We start from the raw sequence: 18,834 nt of genomic DNA, 5'->3' as shown, positions 1-18,834 counted from the left end.
ACGGGTGACGGCGGTGTGGTTGGGGAGCAAAATCCGGTAGCGCCCAGCGGCCGCCCGGATGCACCGCAGTTGGATGCTGCCGGTGCGGCTCCGCGTACCCCCGGCATGGACGATCGCCCGACGTCGATCCTGGATCCCATCGAGGATTTGCCGTTGTACCGGCGCGACGAGGACGCGGTGGCCGCAGCGCGAGCCGCGCTGGAACGTGACGGCGATGACCACGACGGGGGTTTCGGACACGAGCCACCGCCTCCGCCGCTGGGCCCGCCTGGCCGGCCGGGCGGTTCGTCGCACCCGCCGCAGCGCCGCCGCAAGCGGAAGAGCAACGGCTGGAGGACCTTCCGTCGCATTGCGATCGCACTGGTGGTCCTGGCGATCATCATCCCGCTCGCGACGTTCGCCCTGGCGTATTCGGTGGTCGACATCCCAAAGCCGGGTGATATCCGCACCAGCCAGGTGTCCACCATCCTGGCGAGTGACGGCAGCACCGAGCTCGCCAAAGTTGTTCCGCCGGAGGGAAACCGGGTCGATATCAAGATCGACCAGGTGCCCCAGCATGTGCGCGCGGCGGTGATGGCCGCTGAGGACCGTGATTTCTACGGCAACCCGGGCTTCTCCTTCTCGGGCCTGCTACGCGCGGTCAAGAACAATATGTTCGGCGGCGATACCCAGGGCGGGTCGACGATCACCCAGCAGTACGTGAAGAACGCGATGGTGGGTTCGCAGCGCGCCGGTCTTGGGGGTCTAACCCGTAAGGCCAAGGAGATCGTCATCTCCACGAAGATGTCGCAGTCCTGGTCCAAGGATCAGGTGCTTGAGGCCTACCTCAACATCATCTATTTCGGGCGCGGCGCATACGGCATCTCGGCGGCGTCGAAGGCCTACTTCGACAAGCCGGTCGAGCAGCTCACGGTGTCCGAGGGTGCGCTACTGGCCGCGCTGATCCAACGGCCGTCGCGGCTGGATCCCGCGGTGGATCTGCCGGAGTCGACGAACCGTTGGAACTGGGTGCTCGACGGCATGGTCACCATCGGCGCGCTCTCCGCGCAGGATCGCGGCGGGCAGGTGTACCCGGCGACGGTTCCGCCCGAGCAGGCCGCGGCACAGAACGCGACGACGGGCCCCAACGGCCTCATCAAGCGTCAGGTGATGGCCGAGCTCACCGACCTGTTCAATATCGACGAGCAGACCCTGAACACCGAGGGATTGCAGATCACCACCACCATCGACACCAAGGCGCAGCAGGCCGCCGAGAATGCGGTCAACAGCACCCTGCAGGGGGAGAACCCCGATTTGCGGACGGCGGTGGTGTCGGTTGATCCGCGCACGGGCGCGGTCAAGGCGTACTACGGCGGCTCCAACGCGCAGGGACTGGACTATGCGCAGCAGGGTCTGCAGACCGGTTCGTCTTTTAAGGTGTTCGCCTTGGTTGCCGCATTGCAGCAGGGGATCGGCCTGGGCTACCAGCTGGACAGCTCGGAGCTGACCTATCAGGGCATCACCATCAAGAACAGCGAAGACGCTTCGTGCGGAACGTGTTCGGTGGCCGAGGCGCTCAAGCGCTCGCTCAACACCAGCTTCTACCGGCTCATGCTGAAGCTGAAGAACGGCCCTGATGACGTGGCCGCGGCCGCGCACACCGCCGGTATCGCCGAGAACTTCCCGGGGGTGTCGCACACCTTGTCCGAGGACGGTCAGGGCGGAGGGCCCAACAACGGTGTAGTGCTGGGCCAGTACCAGACCAGAGTGCTCGATATGGCTTCGGCGTACGCCACCTTGGCGGCGTCGGGCACGTACCGCAAGCCGCATTTCATCCAGAAGGTCGTGAACGCCGACGGGCAGGTGCTTTTCGACGCCGGCTCCTCCGACAACACGGGCGAGAAGCGCATCTCCGATGATGTTGCGAACAACGCGATTTCGGCGATGAAGCCGGTCGCGGCCTACTCGCGTGGGCATGGATTGGCAGGTGGACGAGACTCGGCCGCCAAGACCGGTACTGCACAGCTGGGCGACACCAAGGACAATAAGGACGCCTGGATGGTCGGCGTCACGCCGTCGCTCTCGACCGCGGTGTGGATCGGTACCGACGAGGGTAAGGCGATCCGGAACAGTTGGGGTGGGCCGATTTACGGTTCCGGTCTGCCCTCGGATATCTGGAAGAAGACCATGGATGGTGCGCTGGACGGCACCAACAAGGAGACCTTCCCCAAGCCGGGGCCGATCGGTGGTTACGCGGGTGTGCCGACCTACGTGCCGCCCCCACCGTCACAGGACGGTCCGCCGGGACCCCCACCTGTTGGCGGCGGAGATATGATGACCATCCAGCCGACCATCGAGATTGCGCCGGGTATCACCATTCCGGTGGGGCCGCCCACTGTGGTTCCGCGCGGTCCGGCACCGCCACCGGAGGGCGACGTTCCGCCACCACCGGGGCCGTAGGCAGGTGCCGGCCGAATCTCAAAGCCGCGTAGTCGGCGACATCCAGCCTGAAACGGTGTCTCCTCAAACACTCGCGGACGATTTGCGCAGTGCCGACGACCGGGACTTTCCCAGTCATACGGACGTTATCGGTGCAGAGCTTTCAGAGGTCGTCGGCGGGCCGGTAGGCCGGCACGCGTTGGTTGGCCGACAGCCGTTCTGGACGCCGCTGCGGATCGTGTTCATCATCGCGCTGGGGTTCCTCATCTTGGGGTGGACCAGCAAGGCGCCGTGTCTGCAGCAGACCGGGAGTGGCAACGGTGCTCAGCGCGTGGCCAATTGGGACAACAACCGGGCCTACTACCAGCTCTGCTACTCAGACACGGTGCCTCTGTACGGCGCGGAACTGTTGAACCAGGGCCGGTTCCCGTACAAGTCGAGCTGGCTGGAGACCGACTCGGGTGGACATCAGAAGATCCAGTACGACGGCACTCCGGCGGTCCGGTACATGGAGTACCCGGTGGTCACCGGGGTGTACCAGTACACCGCGATGGCTCTCGCCAAGACGTACACACAGGCCAGTGATCTGTTGGGGCTGCCCGTCGTCGCCGAAGTGGTGATGTTCTTCGACATCGTGGCATTCGGGTTGGCGCTGGCGTGGCTGGTAACCATTTGGGCCAGTGCGGGATTGAGCCCGCGCACCCGCCCGTGGGATGTGGTGATGATCGCCGCGTCCCCGATCGTGATATTCCAGATCTTCACGAATTTCGACGCTCTCGCAACGGCTTTCAGCATGACGGCACTATGGGCATGGGCGCGCCGAAAGCCGTGGCTCGCGGGTGTGCTGATCGGGCTGGGGGTGTCCGCCAAGCTCTACCCGGTGCTACTGCTGTTTCCGCTGCTGCTGGTGAGCCTGCGCAGCGGCAAGATGCACGAGTTCTCCAAGACCGCCGCGGCCGCACTGGCCACCTGGGTCGTGGTGAACGCGCCGGTCGCGATGATGTTCCCGCGGGGGTGGGGGGAGTTCTTCCGGCTCAACACCCGTCGTGGCGACGATATGGACTCGCTGTACAACGTCTTCAAGTCCTTCACGGGGTGGCAGGGCTTCGACGGCCCGCTGGGCTTCTGGGAGCCGCCCGTCGTTCTCAACGCCGTATCGGCGGCGCTGTTCGGAATCTGTTGCCTGGGCATCGGATACGTGGCGCTGACCGCTCCGCGACGCCCCCGGGTGGCGCAGCTTGCGTTCCTGGTGGTCGCGGTGTTCCTGCTGACCAACAAGGTGTGGAGCCCGCAGTTCTCACTGTGGTTGGTGCCGTTGGCGGTGGTGGCGCTGCCGCATCGTCGCATCCTGTTGGCGTGGATGACCGTTGATGCGCTGGTGTGGGTTCCGCGGATGTATTACCTGCTGGGGATGGATAACAAGGGGCTGCCCGAACAGTGGTTCACCGGCACCGTGCTGGTACGCGATATCGCGGTGATCGGGTTGTGCATGTTGGTGCTGCGCCAGATCTACCGTCCCAGTGAGGACTTAGTGCGCGCGCACGATGACGATCCGGCGGGCGGGCCCTGTGACGGGGCCGCCGACGCGGTTCCGGCTTGGCTGCCGGTCTGGTTGCGGCCGCGTAAGCCGGCGCCGCAGATAGCGCGCGCCTGAATCCACGATTTCGCCGGTCAGGGGGCTGTGCGGTAGCCTTGGCCGGTTGCCGACGCAGGCGACTCTCCTGCCACGGGTACGCCGTGGCCGCACTAGACCAAAGGAGGTGATGAGTTTCTCATGCGTCAGTACGAAATCATGGTCATCCTCGACCCCACTCTTGACGAGCGCACCGTAGCTCCATCGCTGGATACGTTTCTCAATGTCATCCGCAGTGATGGCGGAACCGTCGCGAAGGTGGAGATCTGGGGCAAGCGCCGTCTTGCTTACGAGATCGCCAAGCACGCCGAAGGCATCTACGCGGTGATCGACGTGGTTGCAGCCCCGGCCACTGTGTCCGAGCTGGATCGCCAGCTGGGCCTGAACGAGTCCGTGCTGCGGACCAAGGTCTTGCGGACCGGAGCCCGCTGACGCCCCACGGGAGTCAGCCGACTTCCGTAGGCTCCGGTTAACCACGCCAGCTGACAGATACGAGGAGGAACCGTGGCAGGTGACACCATCATCACGGTCGTCGGAAACTTGACCGCCGATCCGGAACTGCGTTTCACGCCGTCCGGGGCTGCCGTCGCCAACTTCACGGTGGCGTCGACTCCCCGCACCTTCGACCGACAGACGTCGGAGTGGAAGGACGGCGAGGCGCTGTTCCTGCGGTGCAATATCTGGCGTGAGGCCGCCGAAAACGTGGCCGAGAGCCTGACTCGTGGTTCCCGCGTTGTCGTCACCGGTCGGCTCAAGCAGCGCTCCTTCGAGACCCGCGAGGGCGAGAAGCGCACTGTGGTTGAGCTCGAGGTCGACGAGATCGGCCCGTCTCTGCGGTACGCCACTGCCAAGGTCAACAAGGCCTCGCGCGGTGGTGGCGGCGGCGGAGGCTTCGGTGGTGGGGGTGGCTCTGCTGGTGGCAGCGGAAACCGTTCCAACGAGCCGGCCGACGATCCGTGGGGCAGTGCTCCGGCCTCCGGTTCCACCGCCGCGGACGACGAACCGCCCTTCTGATTCGGGCGACACACCTACTTACCTAGCTAGAAAGAAAGAGATTCAGCATGGCCAAGACGACGAAGCGCCGTCCTGCCCCGGAAAAGCCGGTCAAGGCACGTAAGTGCGCGTTCTGCACCAAGAAGGCGCTGAACATCGATTACAAAGACACCAACCTGCTGCGCACGTATATCAGTGAGCGCGGCAAGATCCGGGCCCGCCGGGTCACCGGAAACTGCGTGCAGCACCAGCGCGATATTGCGATCGCAGTGAAGAACGCTCGTGAGGTGGCTCTGCTGCCGTTCAGCGCGGCGACGCGGTAGGACCGGAGGACATCTGATGAAGCTGATTTTGACAACCGAGGTCGAGCACCTCGGCACGGCCGGCGACGCCGTCGAGGTGAAGGACGGCTACGGACGCAACTACCTGCTGCCGCGCGGGCTGGCGATTGTCGCCACCCGTGGTGCGGAGCGCCAGGCCACCGACATCCGTCGGGCCCGGGAGGCCAAGGAGATCCGCGGCGTCGAGCACGCCAACGAGATCAAGCAGACGCTCGAGGGGCTGGGTGCCGTCAAGCTCACAGTGCGGACGGCTGGCGAGGGCAAGCTGTTCGGTTCGGTGACCGCCACCAACGTGGTGGCCGCCATCAAGGCTGCCGGTGGGCCGAACCTGGACAAGCGGACGGTCACTCTGCCGAAGGCGCACATCAAGCAGCTCGGTTCCTACGTACTGGATGTGCACCTGCACACCGGCGTGGCTACCAAGGTCACTGTGGATGTAGTCGCCGAAGGCTGATCGATCCGAAATACTGCCGGGTCAACGGCGTCGCGGGGTTCCGCGGCGCCGTTGCCGTATCTACTGGCGAATGTATTGGACGAGTGTGCCACTCCAGCGAAGCTACCTCTAGTTAACCTAGAGGGTTGATCCAGGTAACAGAACACGCCCGAGCACGCAACCTGATGCGACACGCCGAACGGATTCCCATCCACAGTCCTGTCAACTAGATCACTGGCCGCTATCTGGGAAAAGTGCAGGAATGTAGGTAGCTATCCCCAGGTTGTCCACAACCCCCTAACACCGTGTTGGACAGTAGTCCACACACCATGCCCAGGCTCATCCACAGGGTCGCTTGGCAGGGCCGCTAGCAACATCTAACGTCTACCGCGGCGCGCCGGAGTAATCCGTACTTGTCGGACCTCGCCGCGATCATGTGTTCGACTTGATTTGAGTAGGAGGACCGCGCGCCGTGGCGATAGTCGACGATCTGGGCCAGGCCGGCCCGGTAGCACCTCCTCAGGAGGAGTTCGGCCGTCAACCGCCCCAGGACGGGGCGGCCGAGCAGTCCGTGCTGGGCGGCATGCTGCTGTCCAAGGACGCCATCGCCGATGTGCTGGAGAAGCTGCGGCCGCATGACTTCTACAAGCCCGCCCATCAGAGCGTGTACGAGGCCGTCCTCGACCTGTACGGCAGGGGAGAGCCTGCCGATGCGGTGACGGTGGCCGCCGAGCTGGATAGGCGCGGGCAGCTGCGCCGTGTGGGCGGGGCGCCCTATCTGCACACCCTGATTTCAACGGTGCCGACGGCCGCCAACGCCGGGTACTACGCCGGCATCGTCGCCGAGAAGGCGCTGCTGCGCCGCCTCGTGGAGGCTGGGACGCGCGTGGTGCAGTACGGCTACGCCGGGGCCGAGGGCGCCGATGTCGCCGAGGTGGTGGACCGGGCGCAGGCGGAGGTCTACGACGTCACGGATCGCCGGATGTCGGAGGATTACGTTCCCCTCGAAGAGCTGCTTCAGCCGACGATGGACGAGATCGATGCGATCGCGTCGGCGGGCGGCATTTCCAAGGGTGTACCCACCGGCTTCACCGATTTGGACGAGGTCACCAACGGGCTGCATCCGGGGCAGATGATCATCGTGGCGGCTCGACCTGGTGTTGGTAAGGCGCTGGCGCTCGATACACCGCTGCCGACACCGACCGGGTGGACCACCATGGGTGAGGTCCGGGTCGGGGACGAGCTGCTCGACGCCGACGGCAAGCCGACCCGGGTGGTCGCCGCGACCGAGGTGATGGCCGGACGCCCGTGCTACGAGGTGGAGTTCTCCGATGGCACGGTGATAGTGGCCGACGAGCAGCACCAGTGGCTGACGGAGACTCGCGCCTCGCGGCAGTCCGCGCACGCGGCCGCCACCGGATACAACCGAACCCGGAATCAGCGCACCTTCGCGGACGTGCGCACCACACGCGACATCGCCGAGACCCTGCGTTGCGAGACGGCGGATCGTCGGCTGAACCATTCAGTAGTCAACGCCAAGCCGGTGCAGTTGCCGCAGCGGGACCTCCTTGTGGGGCCCTACACTTTGGGCGCCTGGTTGGGCGACGGGACAAGCGCGTCGGCCCAGATCACCTGTGCCGATCCGGAAATCGTGATGTACATCGAGGCCGAGGGCGTCGAGGCGCATCCTTCCCCGGCGGCGAAGTACCGGTATCAGCTGACGCTCCCTGATGTTCCTGTGGCGGAACGCAACTGCGCTGTCTGCGGCCAATCGTTCATTCCGAAAACCAGCCAGGTCCGTACGTGCGGCCAATCGTGCGGTGGCCGTGCCCGGTTCATCTCGGAAGCTGTGGCGGCGCCGACCTGCGTGCGGTGCGGGCACCCGTCTGCGGGCGGGCACCTGTGCCAGATCTGCCACCGGTCCGTCGGAACGCTGCAGGCGCGCCTCCGGACTATCGGAGTGCTGGGAGATAAGCACATCCCCATCGAGTACTTGCGTGCATCCGAGCCCCAGCGGCGAGCGACGCTCGCGGGGCTGCTGGACACCGACGGCACGGTGACCGCCGGGGGATCCGTGCAGTTCGCCGTAACCAGCGCACGGCTTGCCGCTGACGTAGCCGAATTGGTGGTGAGCCTCGGCTACCGCTGCCAAACCTCGACAAAGAGAGTGGGCGGGCGCAGGGAGTCTTCCTCGATCGCGTACACGCTCACGTTCGCGTGCGAGGACGAGGTGTTCGCACTGCCGCGTAAGGCGTTGCTACACAAGGAGCGTCGTGCAGGTAAGGGAACCGCGCGGTCCGGTTCGCGCTTTGTCGTCGATGTGCGTCCGATCAGCAGCGTGCCGGTGCGGTGCGTTGAGGTCGACAACCGCGACCACCTGTATTTGGCGAGTAGGTCCATGGTGCCCACGCACAACTCGACCCTGGGTTTGGATTTCATGCGGTCATGCTCGATTAAGCACCAAATGCCAAGTGTCATTTTCTCTTTGGAAATGAGCAAGACCGAGATCGTCATGCGCCTGCTTTCGGCCGAGGCGAAAATCAAACTGGGCGATATGCGTTCGGGTCGCATGAGTGACGACGACTGGACCCGGCTGGCGCGGCGGATGAGCGAGATCAGCGAGGCACCGCTGTATATCGACGATTCGCCGAACCTGACCATGATGGAGATCCGGGCCAAGGCGCGTCGGCTCAACCAGAAGGCCGGGCTCAGGCTGGTGGTGGTCGACTACCTGCAGCTGATGACCTCGGGTAAGAAGCACGAATCCCGTCAGCAGGAAGTCTCGGAGTTCTCGCGAAATCTGAAACTGTTGGCCAAAGAGCTTCAGGTTCCGGTGGTCGCGATCAGCCAGCTGAACCGTGGACCCGAACAGCGCACCGACAAGCGACCGATGGTCTCGGACCTTCGTGAATCCGGCTCGCTGGAACAGGACGCCGACATGGTCATCCTGCTGCACCGACCGGACGCGTTCGAGCGAGATGATCCGCGCGGCGGCGAGGCCGACCTGATTTTGGGCAAGCACCGTAACGGTCCGACGGCCACCATCACCGTGGCGCATCAGCTGCACCTGTCTCGCTTCACCAATATGGCCCGGTAGCCCGAACGCCGTGTAGGGTGCCGAGTTTCGCGTCATATTCCCGAGTCTGATTGCACCTGGACTGCATTTGTGCAGTAAGAGTGAGGCATGCGGCGAGAGGTGCGCAGGACCGTGTTCGTGAGGTGAGAAGGTCGGGGTGTGTCCGGTGGTGGACGGACCACCGATGCGACGGTTTCCGTCCGTAACGGGGAGACCCCGGCACGAAAGTGCTTGTTGTGCAGGATGTGCCGTCAATTTGGTGTGGGAGCGTTGCGCAGCATCCGGCGCGTGCCCATAGATGTCGGCAGTGATTGCAGTATCTGAGTGGCCGAGGATCGCGGACACGAGCTTGATATGCGCTCCGTCCTCGAGCAGGGAGGTCGCAGCAGAGTGCCGAAGCGTGTGGAGACTGGTTCCTTCTGGAAGTTCCAGCTCTCTCCGCGCACCGATCCGTCGGTGGCCACCGTGATGGGCGGTAGTTGAGATCCGTGGATCGGCGTCACGTTGGGCGGCGGCTCGGCGGCAGATGACATGCTCTTGAGCAGCTTGCGCGAGGCTTCGGTCGAGAGGTCCCCGCACCGGCGGGTCCGGCCCTTCGCGGCCGCGTCGCGGTCCGGACACTGACCGACCCGCTGATGGTCCCGATCCAAGCCTTATGGCTGCCGCACAACATTTCCGAACCCCGCACACGTCCTGCTCGCCGGCACTCAGGCAGGGTAAAACCACAAACCCGTTGGCGCGCCTGGGCTTTACGACAACCGCTCTGGAAATCGGCCTGGACCCATCCGATCTCGAGCAGCACTGCTGGCGGATGCAATGCGGTCAGCCCAGCGCAGCAGACGAGACGCCCCCTATGTCGAGCGCCGACGCTCAGCCACCGACCGTCGCCGGCACATCGTCGCGCTGACAGACGCCGGTGCCCGGATGCTCGACGACGTCGAGCACGTGGTGGCATCCATCGAGAACCAGATGTTCTCCACGCTCACCTCCGACGATCGCCGCGTCCTTTACACCCTGTTGCAACGTGCGGCTGCAGCGGCATCAGGTGGGCCAGAAGCGCCTGCACCAGATCCTGAATGAATGGCGCTACCCACGTGATGGCAGCCGGGTTGCTGTCGGCTTGATAGCGCCGAAGTCCTTTGTCGGGCACCCGCGTGTATTCGCGAGGCTCCGCACCGAGGTATGACCCAAACCACCACGCGCATCGTCGAACACACCCGCGGCCTCCTCGTCACCGACGAGGAGGCCGCGGGTGCCTTCCTTCGCGATCGGTTCGCTCTAGTCGTAGACGATTACGGCGCGGCCGATCACGTCGCCGCGACCGATCGCGTCAAGGGTCTCATTGACGTCATCGAAGCGCACCGGTGTCACGGTGTGCTTGATCTTGTCGGCCTTGGCAAGGGCCAAGACCTCGGTGAGGTCGTTGTAATTGCCCCAGCAGGACCCGAAGTACGTGAACTCCCGCATGACCATATCGACCAGGCGAACCTTGGCCTGCTGGCCCATGAGGCCGACTGATGCTACGGCACCCTCGGTGGCCAGCAGGGAGAACGCCAGTTGGATAGCTTCCTCGGCGCCTGAGCACTCAATCACCGCGTCGAGCTCGCTGCGCCCCGTGAGGTTTTCGAGTTCGGCGCGGATGGCGTCGGTGTCCTTATCGCGGACGTTGATGACGTGATCGGCGCCGTTGTCGAGGGCAACCTTTAGCTTCTCGTCGCTGCGGCCAAATGCCACCACGTCGGCACCCCCGCCGAGCAGTTTTGCGTACTGGGTGGCGTAGCTGCCCAGGCCGCCGATGCCGCTGACCGCGAGCGTACGGCCAGCCGTGAGGTGACCGGAGTTGCGCAGCTTCTTGATGCCGCGGTACGGGGTGAGTCCGGCATCGGTCAGCGGCGCCAGGTTCTCTGGCGACAGGTCACCGCCGCCGGGCATCTTGATCAGGTATCGGTAGTGGACGGGCATGTACTCCTGGTAGCCGCCATGCTCGGCGAACCCCGACCAGACGACGTGGCCGCACATTTGCTCGTTGCCTTCGTGGCACTGGCGACAGGAGCCGTCACCCCAGCTGCCGAACACCACGACCTGGTCGCCCTCCGACAGACCCGCGGACTTCGGCACCTGTGAACCAACGCCGTCGATCCACCCGGAAACTTCGTGTCCCAGAGTGACCGGGAACTCCAGCTCCATCCCGGCGAAGTGGCCGTCGATGAGTTGGAAGTCGGTCCGGCACATACCGGCCCCACCGACCTTCACGAGCACCTCCTCGGGACCGATCTGGGGTACGTCGATCTCCTCCAGGCGCAGTGGCTGCTTGTACCCGTACATCCGGGCCGCGCGCATCTTCATGTCATGTCCTCCTGGCAATCCGGCGTGATTAACTGATAGCAGCTATTCTTGACGATAACACGATTCTCAACGATAGCAACGAGTATAGACGCTCAAGTCGGGCGCTCGTATCCGCCAATATCCAGTGCAATTGTGTCTTTAGGTGCGTGCGTCCATTGGCGGATAGCTACATTCGACTGTCGGACATCGCGGCGATTTGGCTACGCCGTGTCGTTGGGCAGCGCGTGACTGCGCGACCGGATTTCCAGCTTGGCAGCCAGAAATCGAAAGAACGACGCTCACGGTATGAGCAAGTAATACGGCCAAGCTTTCAAAATCCGCCATCCTTGTGAAAACCGGTCGCGGTATAGCGCGAAGTACACCCGCTGCCTTGACTGTCGTCAGAATCGATCACCACCTGACCCACAGGATCAGGGCCGCCGTAGCTTGCAGCAGCACCAGCAAAAATCACGGTTCCCGTCTGCCCGCATTCACAGCACGCCCTCTGCACCGGCCGGGAACCCGAAATCAACACCTGCATGCACACCGCCCAACCGGGGACCAAGCGGCGTCGTCACAGCCCACCCAACATCCGATGGCCAATAACGCTGCACCACAACAAAGCACCTCCACCTAATAGTCGCCGCAGCCCTACCGGGACTATCGCGGTAACGGTGTTTCCGGCGTTTTCCATCAGTAGGTTTCGGCTGCCGGGAATCGGTCGCCGAAGGTGATCGCGAACGCATTCAGGGCTGGTTTCCACCGCATCGTCCATCGTGCCCTGCCGATACCGGTTGGGTCCGGCGATCAGGTCACCAGATAGAGGCGCTTGAGGGCGGCCTGCTCGGACGGGAAGTGCCCGCGAGCCTTGATCGCGCGGCGGTAGCGAGCCTGCATCTGTTGTGGCGACAGGAACTGACTATCGATATGGCTGAACCCCTTTGTGCCAATACGGTTTTGAGCAGGCCGGTCTCCTGATGGACGGCTATATGCCGAGGTCTTCAACGGCACTTCGCCTTTGATCACAGCTTGATCGACATACCGCTGACATTTTCGGCGACTCGCGTGTACACGGCGCGATGCCAGCTCGCTGGGAGCGGTGCGGCTTCTGGGTGTGCGCGGTGGTCTGGGGCGCCACTGCTGTAGATCGTCACACCACGCGCTGTTCGATCGGGGTGCGCTGCAGACAACGATGCTGCAGTCATATCCGACAAGAGGCTAGGCAGCGACCCGCCCCGAGTTGCGGCACCAGCCTCCTCGGTCCCGGCGGGCCTGCATCGACTTAGCCGGCATTGACTTGTAGGTGCAGTCGGCTATTGTGACCTCGGGCCACTCAGTGACTGCCGGTCGCTGAGATGATGTGACTGGTACTTGGAAGAGCGGGAGTCGGCATGGGGTTGTCTCGGCGGCAGGTCAGTGCTGATGGAACGCGGCGGGCCTTGATGGAAAGTGCTCGGGATTGTTTCTCCACCACCGGTTATGAGGCGACGACTGTGGAGGCTTTGACCTCGCGCGCACAGGTGAGTAAAGGCGCGTTCTATCGGCATTTCGTGGACAAGAAGGCGGCCTTCGAGGCGGTGTTTCTTGAGCGTCTTGTCTGGGTGGCGGCATTGATCGGTAGGGCTTGCGAGCAGCTTGATGGCCAGCCCCGTGGTGCTGGGATCGGTATCGTTTCGCGGGTCGCTACAGAATTTGCTGCTTTATCGGTTACTGATCCTGTGCACCGCGAACTGTTGCGTCAGGCGCCGGAGGTGCTGGGGGCTGACCGCTATCAGGCTATCGATGATGAGCACGTGCTGCCGCCGCTGGTTGGGCTGCTTACATCCATGGTCGACCGCGGAGAGTTAGTGCCGACGGTTCCGGTGGCTACCACCGCGCGCCTGCTGTTAAGGGTGCTGTGTTCCGGGAACACGCTTGTGTGCCAGGCAGCTAATCCTCACGCAATGCTCGGTGAAGTCGTCGCCGCTTCGGGGGCGTTCTTTAGTGGTCTGATGGCGGCCGATCTGCGCGCCGAACTAGCGGCCACGAATCAGTGAAGATCTCGATCGTACGAGTGCGAAGGAAGCTGGGCTGACATGGATCTATTGGTGGACACATTCGGCAAGCCGGGTAAAAGGGCGCTGAAGATCGCGAACGGGCCGCGGCGCGACGCTGGATACTTCGGCCCAGGCTCGGTGAGCTGGAGGGTATGGGGGCATCCGGTGATCTCCCTGGCCGGTATCCGCGGTTCGATCGTGGCGGTGTTCGATCCGGCGGGAGCGGCCGGCGTCGATCAGCACTCCACCTACGCGGCCGACCCGATGGGGCGGGTGCGGCGCTCGAACATGTTCTTTACCCAGGCAGTATTCGGCGATACCGCCGCCGCCGAAAAGATCGGTGAATGGCTGTTCAAGCGGCACAGCACAGTGAACGGCATGGTTCCCGACTCGGGGGAGCCTTACGTAGCCAATATTCCCGAGACATTGCTGTTCGTCTACGTCACGGGATGGCACGGGCTACTGGAGTGCTATCAGCGATTCTGTCAACCCGGAAAGGAGCTGACCGAGGAGGAAATCCGCCGCTTCTACAAAGAAAGCCTCATCACCGCCGACCTGCTCGGCATCCCACCGCAGTATGTTCCCGCCACACCAGGGGATGTCGCCGACTACCTGCGAGTCGACGCGAAGAAAATCATCAGGCCGACCGAAGACATGCGCAAACTCGTCGAGTTCTTCCTGCACCCGCCGATCGCACCAGCATTCCCCCTCCTCCCAGTCAATCCATTCCTGCGCATGGCGGCCTACGCGGCAGTGTCCACTATGCCCACGGAATGGCTCGAACTCATTGACGTGCAACGCCATCCCCGGCGGTGGGCGCTCAACGGCACCGTCGTGCGCCAGGCACTCAACACCGCGCACCGATACCAGATCGTTGACGACTTCCTCGCGATCGCCGGTCCCGAGGCCTGGGGATACCGCCACAACTCACGACGCCACCCCTCACTGGTAAACGCAGTGCCTTACCAGTTCAAGCAAGGAGGAGCCCTTCAAGCAACACGTGGCCTCACCCACCCACGACAGGGCCAAGCCACCCACACCCTGTGAAGCAGCTCCGGCGATACCCGCAAGCGTTAAATGCTGAGATGACAGCGAAGTACCGCTACGAGGGCCCCGCGGTCGACGGTTATCAATTGTCTTCACACCAGTCATCACACCGCGTGTGTTGGTGGATGATGTCTACACCACAGGCGCACAACATCAACAGTGCAGCGGTTGTTCTACGACAGCGAGAGGACAACGGCGACGACGGTAGGGCACGGCCAAATGCTCTCTGCTCAAGTAAGTTCGCGCGGGGGACAGCACTACAACGTCCAGACGGCTTTACACGGCAGGCGACAGGCGCGTGAGTCGCTAGCTCGGTGGCAACAACCAAACTCGTACAGATCACGGCCCCGAGGGCTGAGGTTAGGTAGGCGTCATCGGGCACCGAAGATAGATCCGAGAAGAACCGGACTGCAGTGTTGTTCCACAGGGCTTTTCGAGGATTACGCTGTGGCAGTGGGGGATTCTCCCCAGTCAGGTTCGGCTTCAGTTCTCAGCGTTGAATGCGTCAATTACCTCAGAGGGAATGCGGCCACGCGATGACACCGAATGCCGCTCCGCGTCGCGGAGCGCGCTTTCGAGCGCGGCGCCCCTCGGCTGCGTCAGCGCTCACGGTGTCCGAGGATCGCGTCCGAGCGCCGCTGCGGTCAGATGCAGTCAAGTAACAACTCCTAAGTCAATCCGAACGGAGGTAAGCGATTTCACCTACCAGGGGCAGGTCTATGCGGACGTGCGGCACGGATATGGGCGTCGACCGAGCTGCCGCTGCAGGGTGAGGGGCGTGCCGCGCTAGTTGAGGCCGAAACGTTGTTTGAAGTTTGTGTAGAAGGTCTCGTCGTCCATTGAAGCTCGGTCTGCGAGCATGTGCTCGGCGTCCGATCCGGCGATGAAGCGGAGACGACCGCTGGTGTCGGTCGTCGCCTCGTACACGATCTCCGCTATCGCAGTCGGGTCAGTGCCGACTTCGAGTCCCTCGACGACCTCGGTGATGCTCGCCGACAATGCTTGATACTCGACAATGCGCGCATCATCGGTGAAATCAAAGGAACGGCGCCCGAAGTCGGTCTTGATGCCGCCGGGCTCGACAATCTTCACCCGCGCACCAATGGCCGACAACTCATATTGCAGTGCCTCCGAGATGCCCTCCACAGCGAACTTACTGCCGTGGTACAGCGTGCCCAAAGGCATGGTCAGTCGTCCTCCGACTGAGGAGATGTTCACGACCACCCCGGCGTGGTTCCGGCGAAAATGCGGCAGGAGCGACCGTGTGGTGGCGAGCAACCCAAGCACATTAACGCTGAACTGACGCTGCGCGGTCTCCCTCGTTATCAATTCCAGCGGGCCGTACGCGCCGTAGCCGGCGTTGTTGATCAGTGCGTCAATGCGCCCGAATCGTCTGATTCCCGCCTCAACTGCCGCATCGATACTGTCCTGGTCTTCCACATCAAGACGGGCCAACAGAACGTTATCGAGGGAGTCGAGTTCAGGCCGGTCCGCTGGGGACCGCATAGTCGCGATGACATTCCATCCGCGAGCCTGAAATAGCAGCGCGGTGGCGTGTCCCAGACCGCTTGAGGCGCCCGTGATCATGACGGTGTTCATTGGTGCATCCTTCGCATATGAGATTCGGGCGGGTCAACGCGCCCGATATCGCTGTGGTGGTTGAAGGGGTTCGTTAGGTTCGGGCGCGCCGGCGGGGCTGTGAAGTTGGCTGTCCCCGCCGGCGCGGACATACGTCATTACTCCTGGTTCTTGTTGAACATCGCCGCACACCGTGTGGGTGCGGCGGTTCGGAGAGTGTTCTGGCTACATACCCAGTTTCTGCCCGGCATCGGCCGGACACGTTGATCTGGATTGCTCGGCCCTCTGCTGAGGCCGGCACTGGCCACACATCGAACGAACGACGCCTACGGTATGAGCAAGTCATGCAGCTGAGCTTTCAAAATTGGGCACCCTTATGAAATCGCGCAGCGGGGTCACCTGAAGTAACCGGATGCAACGAGGCTGAGGCGCAGGCTGTCTATCGGAGCTAACCTCTCAACGAACCAGGCGTGAGACGGATTTTGCGGCCGTCCCATAGTCCGCTGCCAGGGCCGCGTTTCGATAGCTGAAATTAACGGGCAACAAGCTTGTGGGACGATACGTCCTGTGGGATGGCACCAGGGCCTCGGCAAGGTGTGCGCAGAGCAAGCATTTCGGTGCGGCGCACACCGGGGGCCGTCATGACATCCCCCGCGGAGATTGACTTTTCGTTCATCAGCCAAGACATCAACGGATCCTTTGACTGCACTTTCCGCCAGCCACATCACCTCGTTTTGGTTCACCTGGCTGGAAACCTTGAAGCCAAGGAGTACGAACTCGAAAAGGCAGGTTCACTGCGCATACAAACACCCAGGATCGGAAGCGCATGGGTACTGCCTGCCGAGCAACATGGTTCCGGAAATGCCATCGGGCGCACCACCGCCCAATACTGCCAGCTCACTGTGCCCCACAAAGCATTTGGTTCACGCAATCTGCTACCGACGATCGGTCCAGACCCGCTGCTTCATCAGCTTGTGGCGAGAATCGGCAGTGTGCGCGACCGCGATGATGTTCCGGCGCGTCTGCTCCGAGAAGCACTCACCGAGACAGTGCTACTTCATCTGGCCGATCGCTACGGGACCCCTGTCCCTCAACTACCAGTTAGCTCTGCGGCCGAATTGGATCAGACGATTAAGGCTGCGATCGTCGAGTTTCTCGCCGACAGCCTAGATTCCAAAATCTCCCTGCAAGAAATGGCCGGCCTGGCCCGCTTGCCGGTCCGCACGTTCGTCAAAGCCTTCACCGACGCGTTCCACACCACACCCCATCAATACGTTCTCGATCAGCGGATCGCCCGAGCGAAAACGCTGCTGTCCACCACAACGCTTCCCATCACCGAAATCAGCACAACCACAGGATTTTCAAGCCCAAGCCATCTCGCCACGACATTCAAAAAGCGCGTCGGAGTCACACCGAACCAATACCGGCAAATCAGCTAGCCCAGTCTGCCCGTGGTTAGTGGGCGATTTCTTCCATCATGACGAGGAGGGTCCATCGCATGCTGAATGAGACAACGACGTCGCGGAACGTGAGAACCTACATGCTGTGGGCCAGTACTCTGCCGATATTCTCGCTGCTGGGCTCGACGTAGTTTTCTGCGGGATCAATCCCGCCTCGACCGCGGTGGCCGACGGACATAACTTCTCGAACCGGAGCAACCGTTTCTGGGAAGTGCTCTACCGGGCCGGGTTCACCGACACTCGGCTACGCCCGGAGGATGAACGCCAACTGCTGACGTACGGGTGCGGCATCACCGCTGCTGTCAGTCGCGCAACACCGCGCGCCGACGACATCGTGGCGAGCGAGTTCCGCACGGCGCGGCCAGATTTCGAGGAGAAGATTCGTCGCATGCGACCTCGAGCGCTGGCCTTTCTCGGAAAGCGTGCGGTGGTGTCCATGCTCGAAGCTCCGCATATCGCGTTCGGACTACAGCCGTTTCGCTTCGCGGACGCGACGACATGGGTGCTGCCGAACCCAAGCGGGCTCAACCGGCGGTTCACGCTGGACGCGCTCGTTGACGCTTATACGGAACTGCGGGTGTCTCTCGGGTAGCCGACATGGAGCCGGGGCTAGTCAGTGGTCTACGACATCACTGATGGAAGTTCCACTGGCCGACATCCTGGGCCAGGGCGTCGCTGACGTCGACTTCGAGCCCGCCGACCACCGGGCCCGGATTGGACGCGGTGCTCACGATGCGTTGGTAGAGAACTGCGCCGGGGAAGACCTGGCCGCGAGACCATGACCGTGTCTGCCAGGCCCACACGTGGCCGGGTGAACGCGAATTGCCGATCACCCCATCGGCGGCGGCCCACTGGCATGGATTGACGCCCCCATAGATGCCGGTGCGCTGCACCCCCAGCACCGAATTGATACCCCGAAACCACGGCAGCGCAACGTCGTTCCATGTCTCACGGTTGACGTCGTCATCGACGGAGAAGAAGACCGGTGCGCTCTGGCCGCCGCCGGCCGCGGTATGCAGCTGCCAGGCGGTGCGCGCGTCGTCGACGCCACCGGCGAATCCGCGCGTGAAGTCCGAAGGTGCTGTCCCGCCCGGCTTTCCGTATTGGAAATTGCTGACGATCACCAACCCGGCCGCGGTGAGCGACTGGGCGTAGGGCCGGGTGATCGGCTTGGCACCCATGGACGAGCCGGGACGCGACGTTGAGACGTAGTTGATCACCCCCGAGTGCCCGGCGGCCTTGATGTGCTCCGCCGGAATCTGGCGCATGGCGAAGTCAATCAACGTGGGGGCGGCGGCGGACGCCGTCGGAATGCCGGCAACAGCTGATGCCGCACCCAGCCCGGCTAGCGCCGACACCGCTGTGGCGTAGCGCAACGCGTCACGTCGGGTTACCGAACGTGAGGAGCGCAGAAAGCTGTTAGTCCCCGACGAGTCTTGCATCGCAGGATGTTAACAATGTGACCGTTGTTAAAATTGTAGCCTCGCCGGTACT

The 18,834-nt window shown here is 63.1% G+C and carries 15 protein-coding genes and 3 pseudogenes; 12 read left to right on the top strand and 6 right to left on the bottom strand.

All coding sequences use genetic code 11. The annotated features are described in order from the left end of the window. The first annotated feature begins 15 nt into the window (after positions 1-15). From MLB1_RS10405 to dnaB, 7 genes are all read left to right on the top strand, one after another. Positions 16-2,439, top strand: a complete 2,424-nt coding sequence (locus MLB1_RS10405; protein WP_180749821.1) for a transglycosylase domain-containing protein — start codon at positions 16-18, stop codon at positions 2,437-2,439. A 55-nt stretch (positions 2,440-2,494) separates the two neighbouring features. After that, positions 2,495-4,072, top strand: a complete 1,578-nt coding sequence (locus MLB1_RS10400) for a glycosyltransferase family 87 protein (protein ID WP_180749534.1) — start codon at positions 2,495-2,497, stop codon at positions 4,070-4,072. Positions 4,073-4,192: 120 nt separating this feature from the next. Beyond that, positions 4,193-4,483, top strand: a complete 291-nt coding sequence (rpsF, locus tag MLB1_RS10395; protein ID WP_180749533.1) for a 30S ribosomal protein S6 — start codon at positions 4,193-4,195, stop codon at positions 4,481-4,483. A gap of 72 nt (positions 4,484-4,555) precedes the next feature. Continuing rightward, positions 4,556-5,065, top strand: a complete 510-nt coding sequence (locus tag MLB1_RS10390; RefSeq protein ID WP_180749532.1) for a single-stranded DNA-binding protein — start codon at positions 4,556-4,558, stop codon at positions 5,063-5,065. A 47-nt stretch (positions 5,066-5,112) separates the two neighbouring features. Next, positions 5,113-5,367, top strand: coding sequence for a 30S ribosomal protein S18 (gene rpsR / locus MLB1_RS10385; protein ID WP_180749531.1), 255 nt, complete (start codon positions 5,113-5,115; stop codon positions 5,365-5,367). 16 nt (positions 5,368-5,383) lie between these two features. Next, complete coding sequence (gene rplI / locus MLB1_RS10380; RefSeq protein WP_180749530.1) at positions 5,384-5,839, top strand: 50S ribosomal protein L9; 456 nt, start codon at positions 5,384-5,386, stop codon at positions 5,837-5,839. Positions 5,840-6,290: 451 nt separating this feature from the next. Then, entirely contained in the window at positions 6,291-8,915 is a 2,625-nt protein-coding gene (gene dnaB, locus MLB1_RS10375; RefSeq protein ID WP_180749529.1) for a replicative DNA helicase, read from the top strand. Between the two features lie 324 nt (positions 8,916-9,239). On the opposite strand, the pseudogene MLB1_RS24260 reads toward dnaB, so the two are convergent. After that, positions 9,240-9,473, bottom strand: a pseudogene (locus MLB1_RS24260) (hypothetical protein); the annotation flags it as partial. Positions 9,474-9,710: 237 nt separating this feature from the next. On the opposite strand from MLB1_RS24260, the gene MLB1_RS10365 reads away from it, so the two are divergent. Beyond that, on the top strand, positions 9,711-9,974 hold the full coding sequence (locus tag MLB1_RS10365) for a hypothetical protein (RefSeq protein WP_180749528.1): 264 nt from the start codon (positions 9,711-9,713) through the stop codon (positions 9,972-9,974). A gap of 198 nt (positions 9,975-10,172) precedes the next feature. Here MLB1_RS10365 and MLB1_RS10360 read toward each other — a convergent pair whose 3' ends face one another. Further along, positions 10,173-11,240, bottom strand: coding sequence for an NAD(P)-dependent alcohol dehydrogenase (locus MLB1_RS10360; protein WP_219602619.1), 1,068 nt, complete (start codon positions 11,238-11,240; stop codon positions 10,173-10,175). 672 nt (positions 11,241-11,912) lie between these two features. After that, a pseudogene (locus MLB1_RS10355) lies at positions 11,913-12,122 on the bottom strand (IS256 family transposase); the annotation flags it as partial. Positions 12,123-12,610: 488 nt separating this feature from the next. Between MLB1_RS10355 and MLB1_RS10350 the strand changes: the two are divergent. Both MLB1_RS10350 and MLB1_RS10345 read left to right on the top strand, forming a co-directional pair. Then, positions 12,611-13,255, top strand: coding sequence for a TetR/AcrR family transcriptional regulator (locus tag MLB1_RS10350; RefSeq protein WP_180749527.1), 645 nt, complete (start codon positions 12,611-12,613; stop codon positions 13,253-13,255). Between the two features lie 39 nt (positions 13,256-13,294). Beyond that, positions 13,295-14,302: an oxygenase MpaB family protein gene (locus MLB1_RS10345; protein WP_180749526.1), complete on the top strand. Its 1,008-nt coding sequence runs from the start codon at positions 13,295-13,297 to the stop codon at positions 14,300-14,302. Between the two features lie 483 nt (positions 14,303-14,785). On the opposite strand, the pseudogene MLB1_RS24255 reads toward MLB1_RS10345, so the two are convergent. Then, a pseudogene (locus MLB1_RS24255) lies at positions 14,786-14,875 on the bottom strand (Lsr2 family protein); the annotation flags it as partial. Between the two features lie 213 nt (positions 14,876-15,088). After that, positions 15,089-15,901, bottom strand: coding sequence for an SDR family oxidoreductase (locus MLB1_RS10340; RefSeq protein WP_180749525.1), 813 nt, complete (start codon positions 15,899-15,901; stop codon positions 15,089-15,091). A 620-nt stretch (positions 15,902-16,521) separates the two neighbouring features. Here MLB1_RS10340 and MLB1_RS10335 point away from each other — a divergent pair. Then, positions 16,522-17,319 carry an AraC family transcriptional regulator gene (locus tag MLB1_RS10335; RefSeq protein WP_180749524.1) on the top strand — a complete coding sequence of 266 codons (798 nt, stop codon included), beginning with the start codon at positions 16,522-16,524 and terminating at the stop codon, positions 17,317-17,319. 106 nt (positions 17,320-17,425) lie between these two features. Continuing rightward, a complete protein-coding gene (gene mug / locus MLB1_RS10330; protein WP_180749523.1) occupies positions 17,426-17,932 on the top strand; it encodes a G/U mismatch-specific DNA glycosylase in 507 nt (168 codons plus the stop codon). Positions 17,933-17,969: 37 nt separating this feature from the next. Here mug and MLB1_RS10325 read toward each other — a convergent pair whose 3' ends face one another. Then, complete coding sequence (locus tag MLB1_RS10325; RefSeq protein ID WP_180749522.1) at positions 17,970-18,782, bottom strand: DUF1906 domain-containing protein; 813 nt, start codon at positions 18,780-18,782, stop codon at positions 17,970-17,972. Between the last annotated feature and the right edge of the window lie 52 nt (positions 18,783-18,834).

It is taken from the genome of Mycobacteroides sp. LB1 (assembly GCF_013449725.1).
Lineage (GTDB): Bacteria > Actinomycetota > Actinomycetes > Mycobacteriales > Mycobacteriaceae > Mycobacterium.
The sequence above is the reverse complement of the archived record's forward strand: the minus strand, read 5'-3'. Positions and strand labels throughout refer to the sequence as shown.

What these genes read in the sequence shown, in the direction of transcription:
- rpsF (WP_180749533.1), top strand. Translation starts at nt 4,193, where the DNA reads ATGCGTCAGTACGAAATCATGGTCATCCTCGACCCCACTCTTGACGAG.
- rpsR (WP_180749531.1), top strand. Translation starts at nt 5,113, where the DNA reads ATGGCCAAGACGACGAAGCGCCGTCCTGCCCCGGAAAAGCCGGTCAAG.
- rplI (WP_180749530.1), top strand. Translation starts at nt 5,384, where the DNA reads ATGAAGCTGATTTTGACAACCGAGGTCGAGCACCTCGGCACGGCCGGC.
- MLB1_RS10365 (WP_180749528.1), top strand. Translation starts at nt 9,711, where the DNA reads ATGCGGTCAGCCCAGCGCAGCAGACGAGACGCCCCCTATGTCGAGCGC.
- MLB1_RS10360 (WP_219602619.1), bottom strand. Translation starts at nt 11,240, where the DNA reads ATGAAGATGCGCGCGGCCCGGATGTACGGGTACAAGCAGCCACTGCGC.
- MLB1_RS10350 (WP_180749527.1), top strand. Translation starts at nt 12,611, where the DNA reads ATGGGGTTGTCTCGGCGGCAGGTCAGTGCTGATGGAACGCGGCGGGCC.
- MLB1_RS10345 (WP_180749526.1), top strand. Translation starts at nt 13,295, where the DNA reads ATGGATCTATTGGTGGACACATTCGGCAAGCCGGGTAAAAGGGCGCTG.
- MLB1_RS10340 (WP_180749525.1), bottom strand. Translation starts at nt 15,901, where the DNA reads ATGAACACCGTCATGATCACGGGCGCCTCAAGCGGTCTGGGACACGCC.
- MLB1_RS10335 (WP_180749524.1), top strand. Translation starts at nt 16,522, where the DNA reads ATGACATCCCCCGCGGAGATTGACTTTTCGTTCATCAGCCAAGACATC.
- MLB1_RS10325 (WP_180749522.1), bottom strand. Translation starts at nt 18,782, where the DNA reads ATGCAAGACTCGTCGGGGACTAACAGCTTTCTGCGCTCCTCACGTTCG.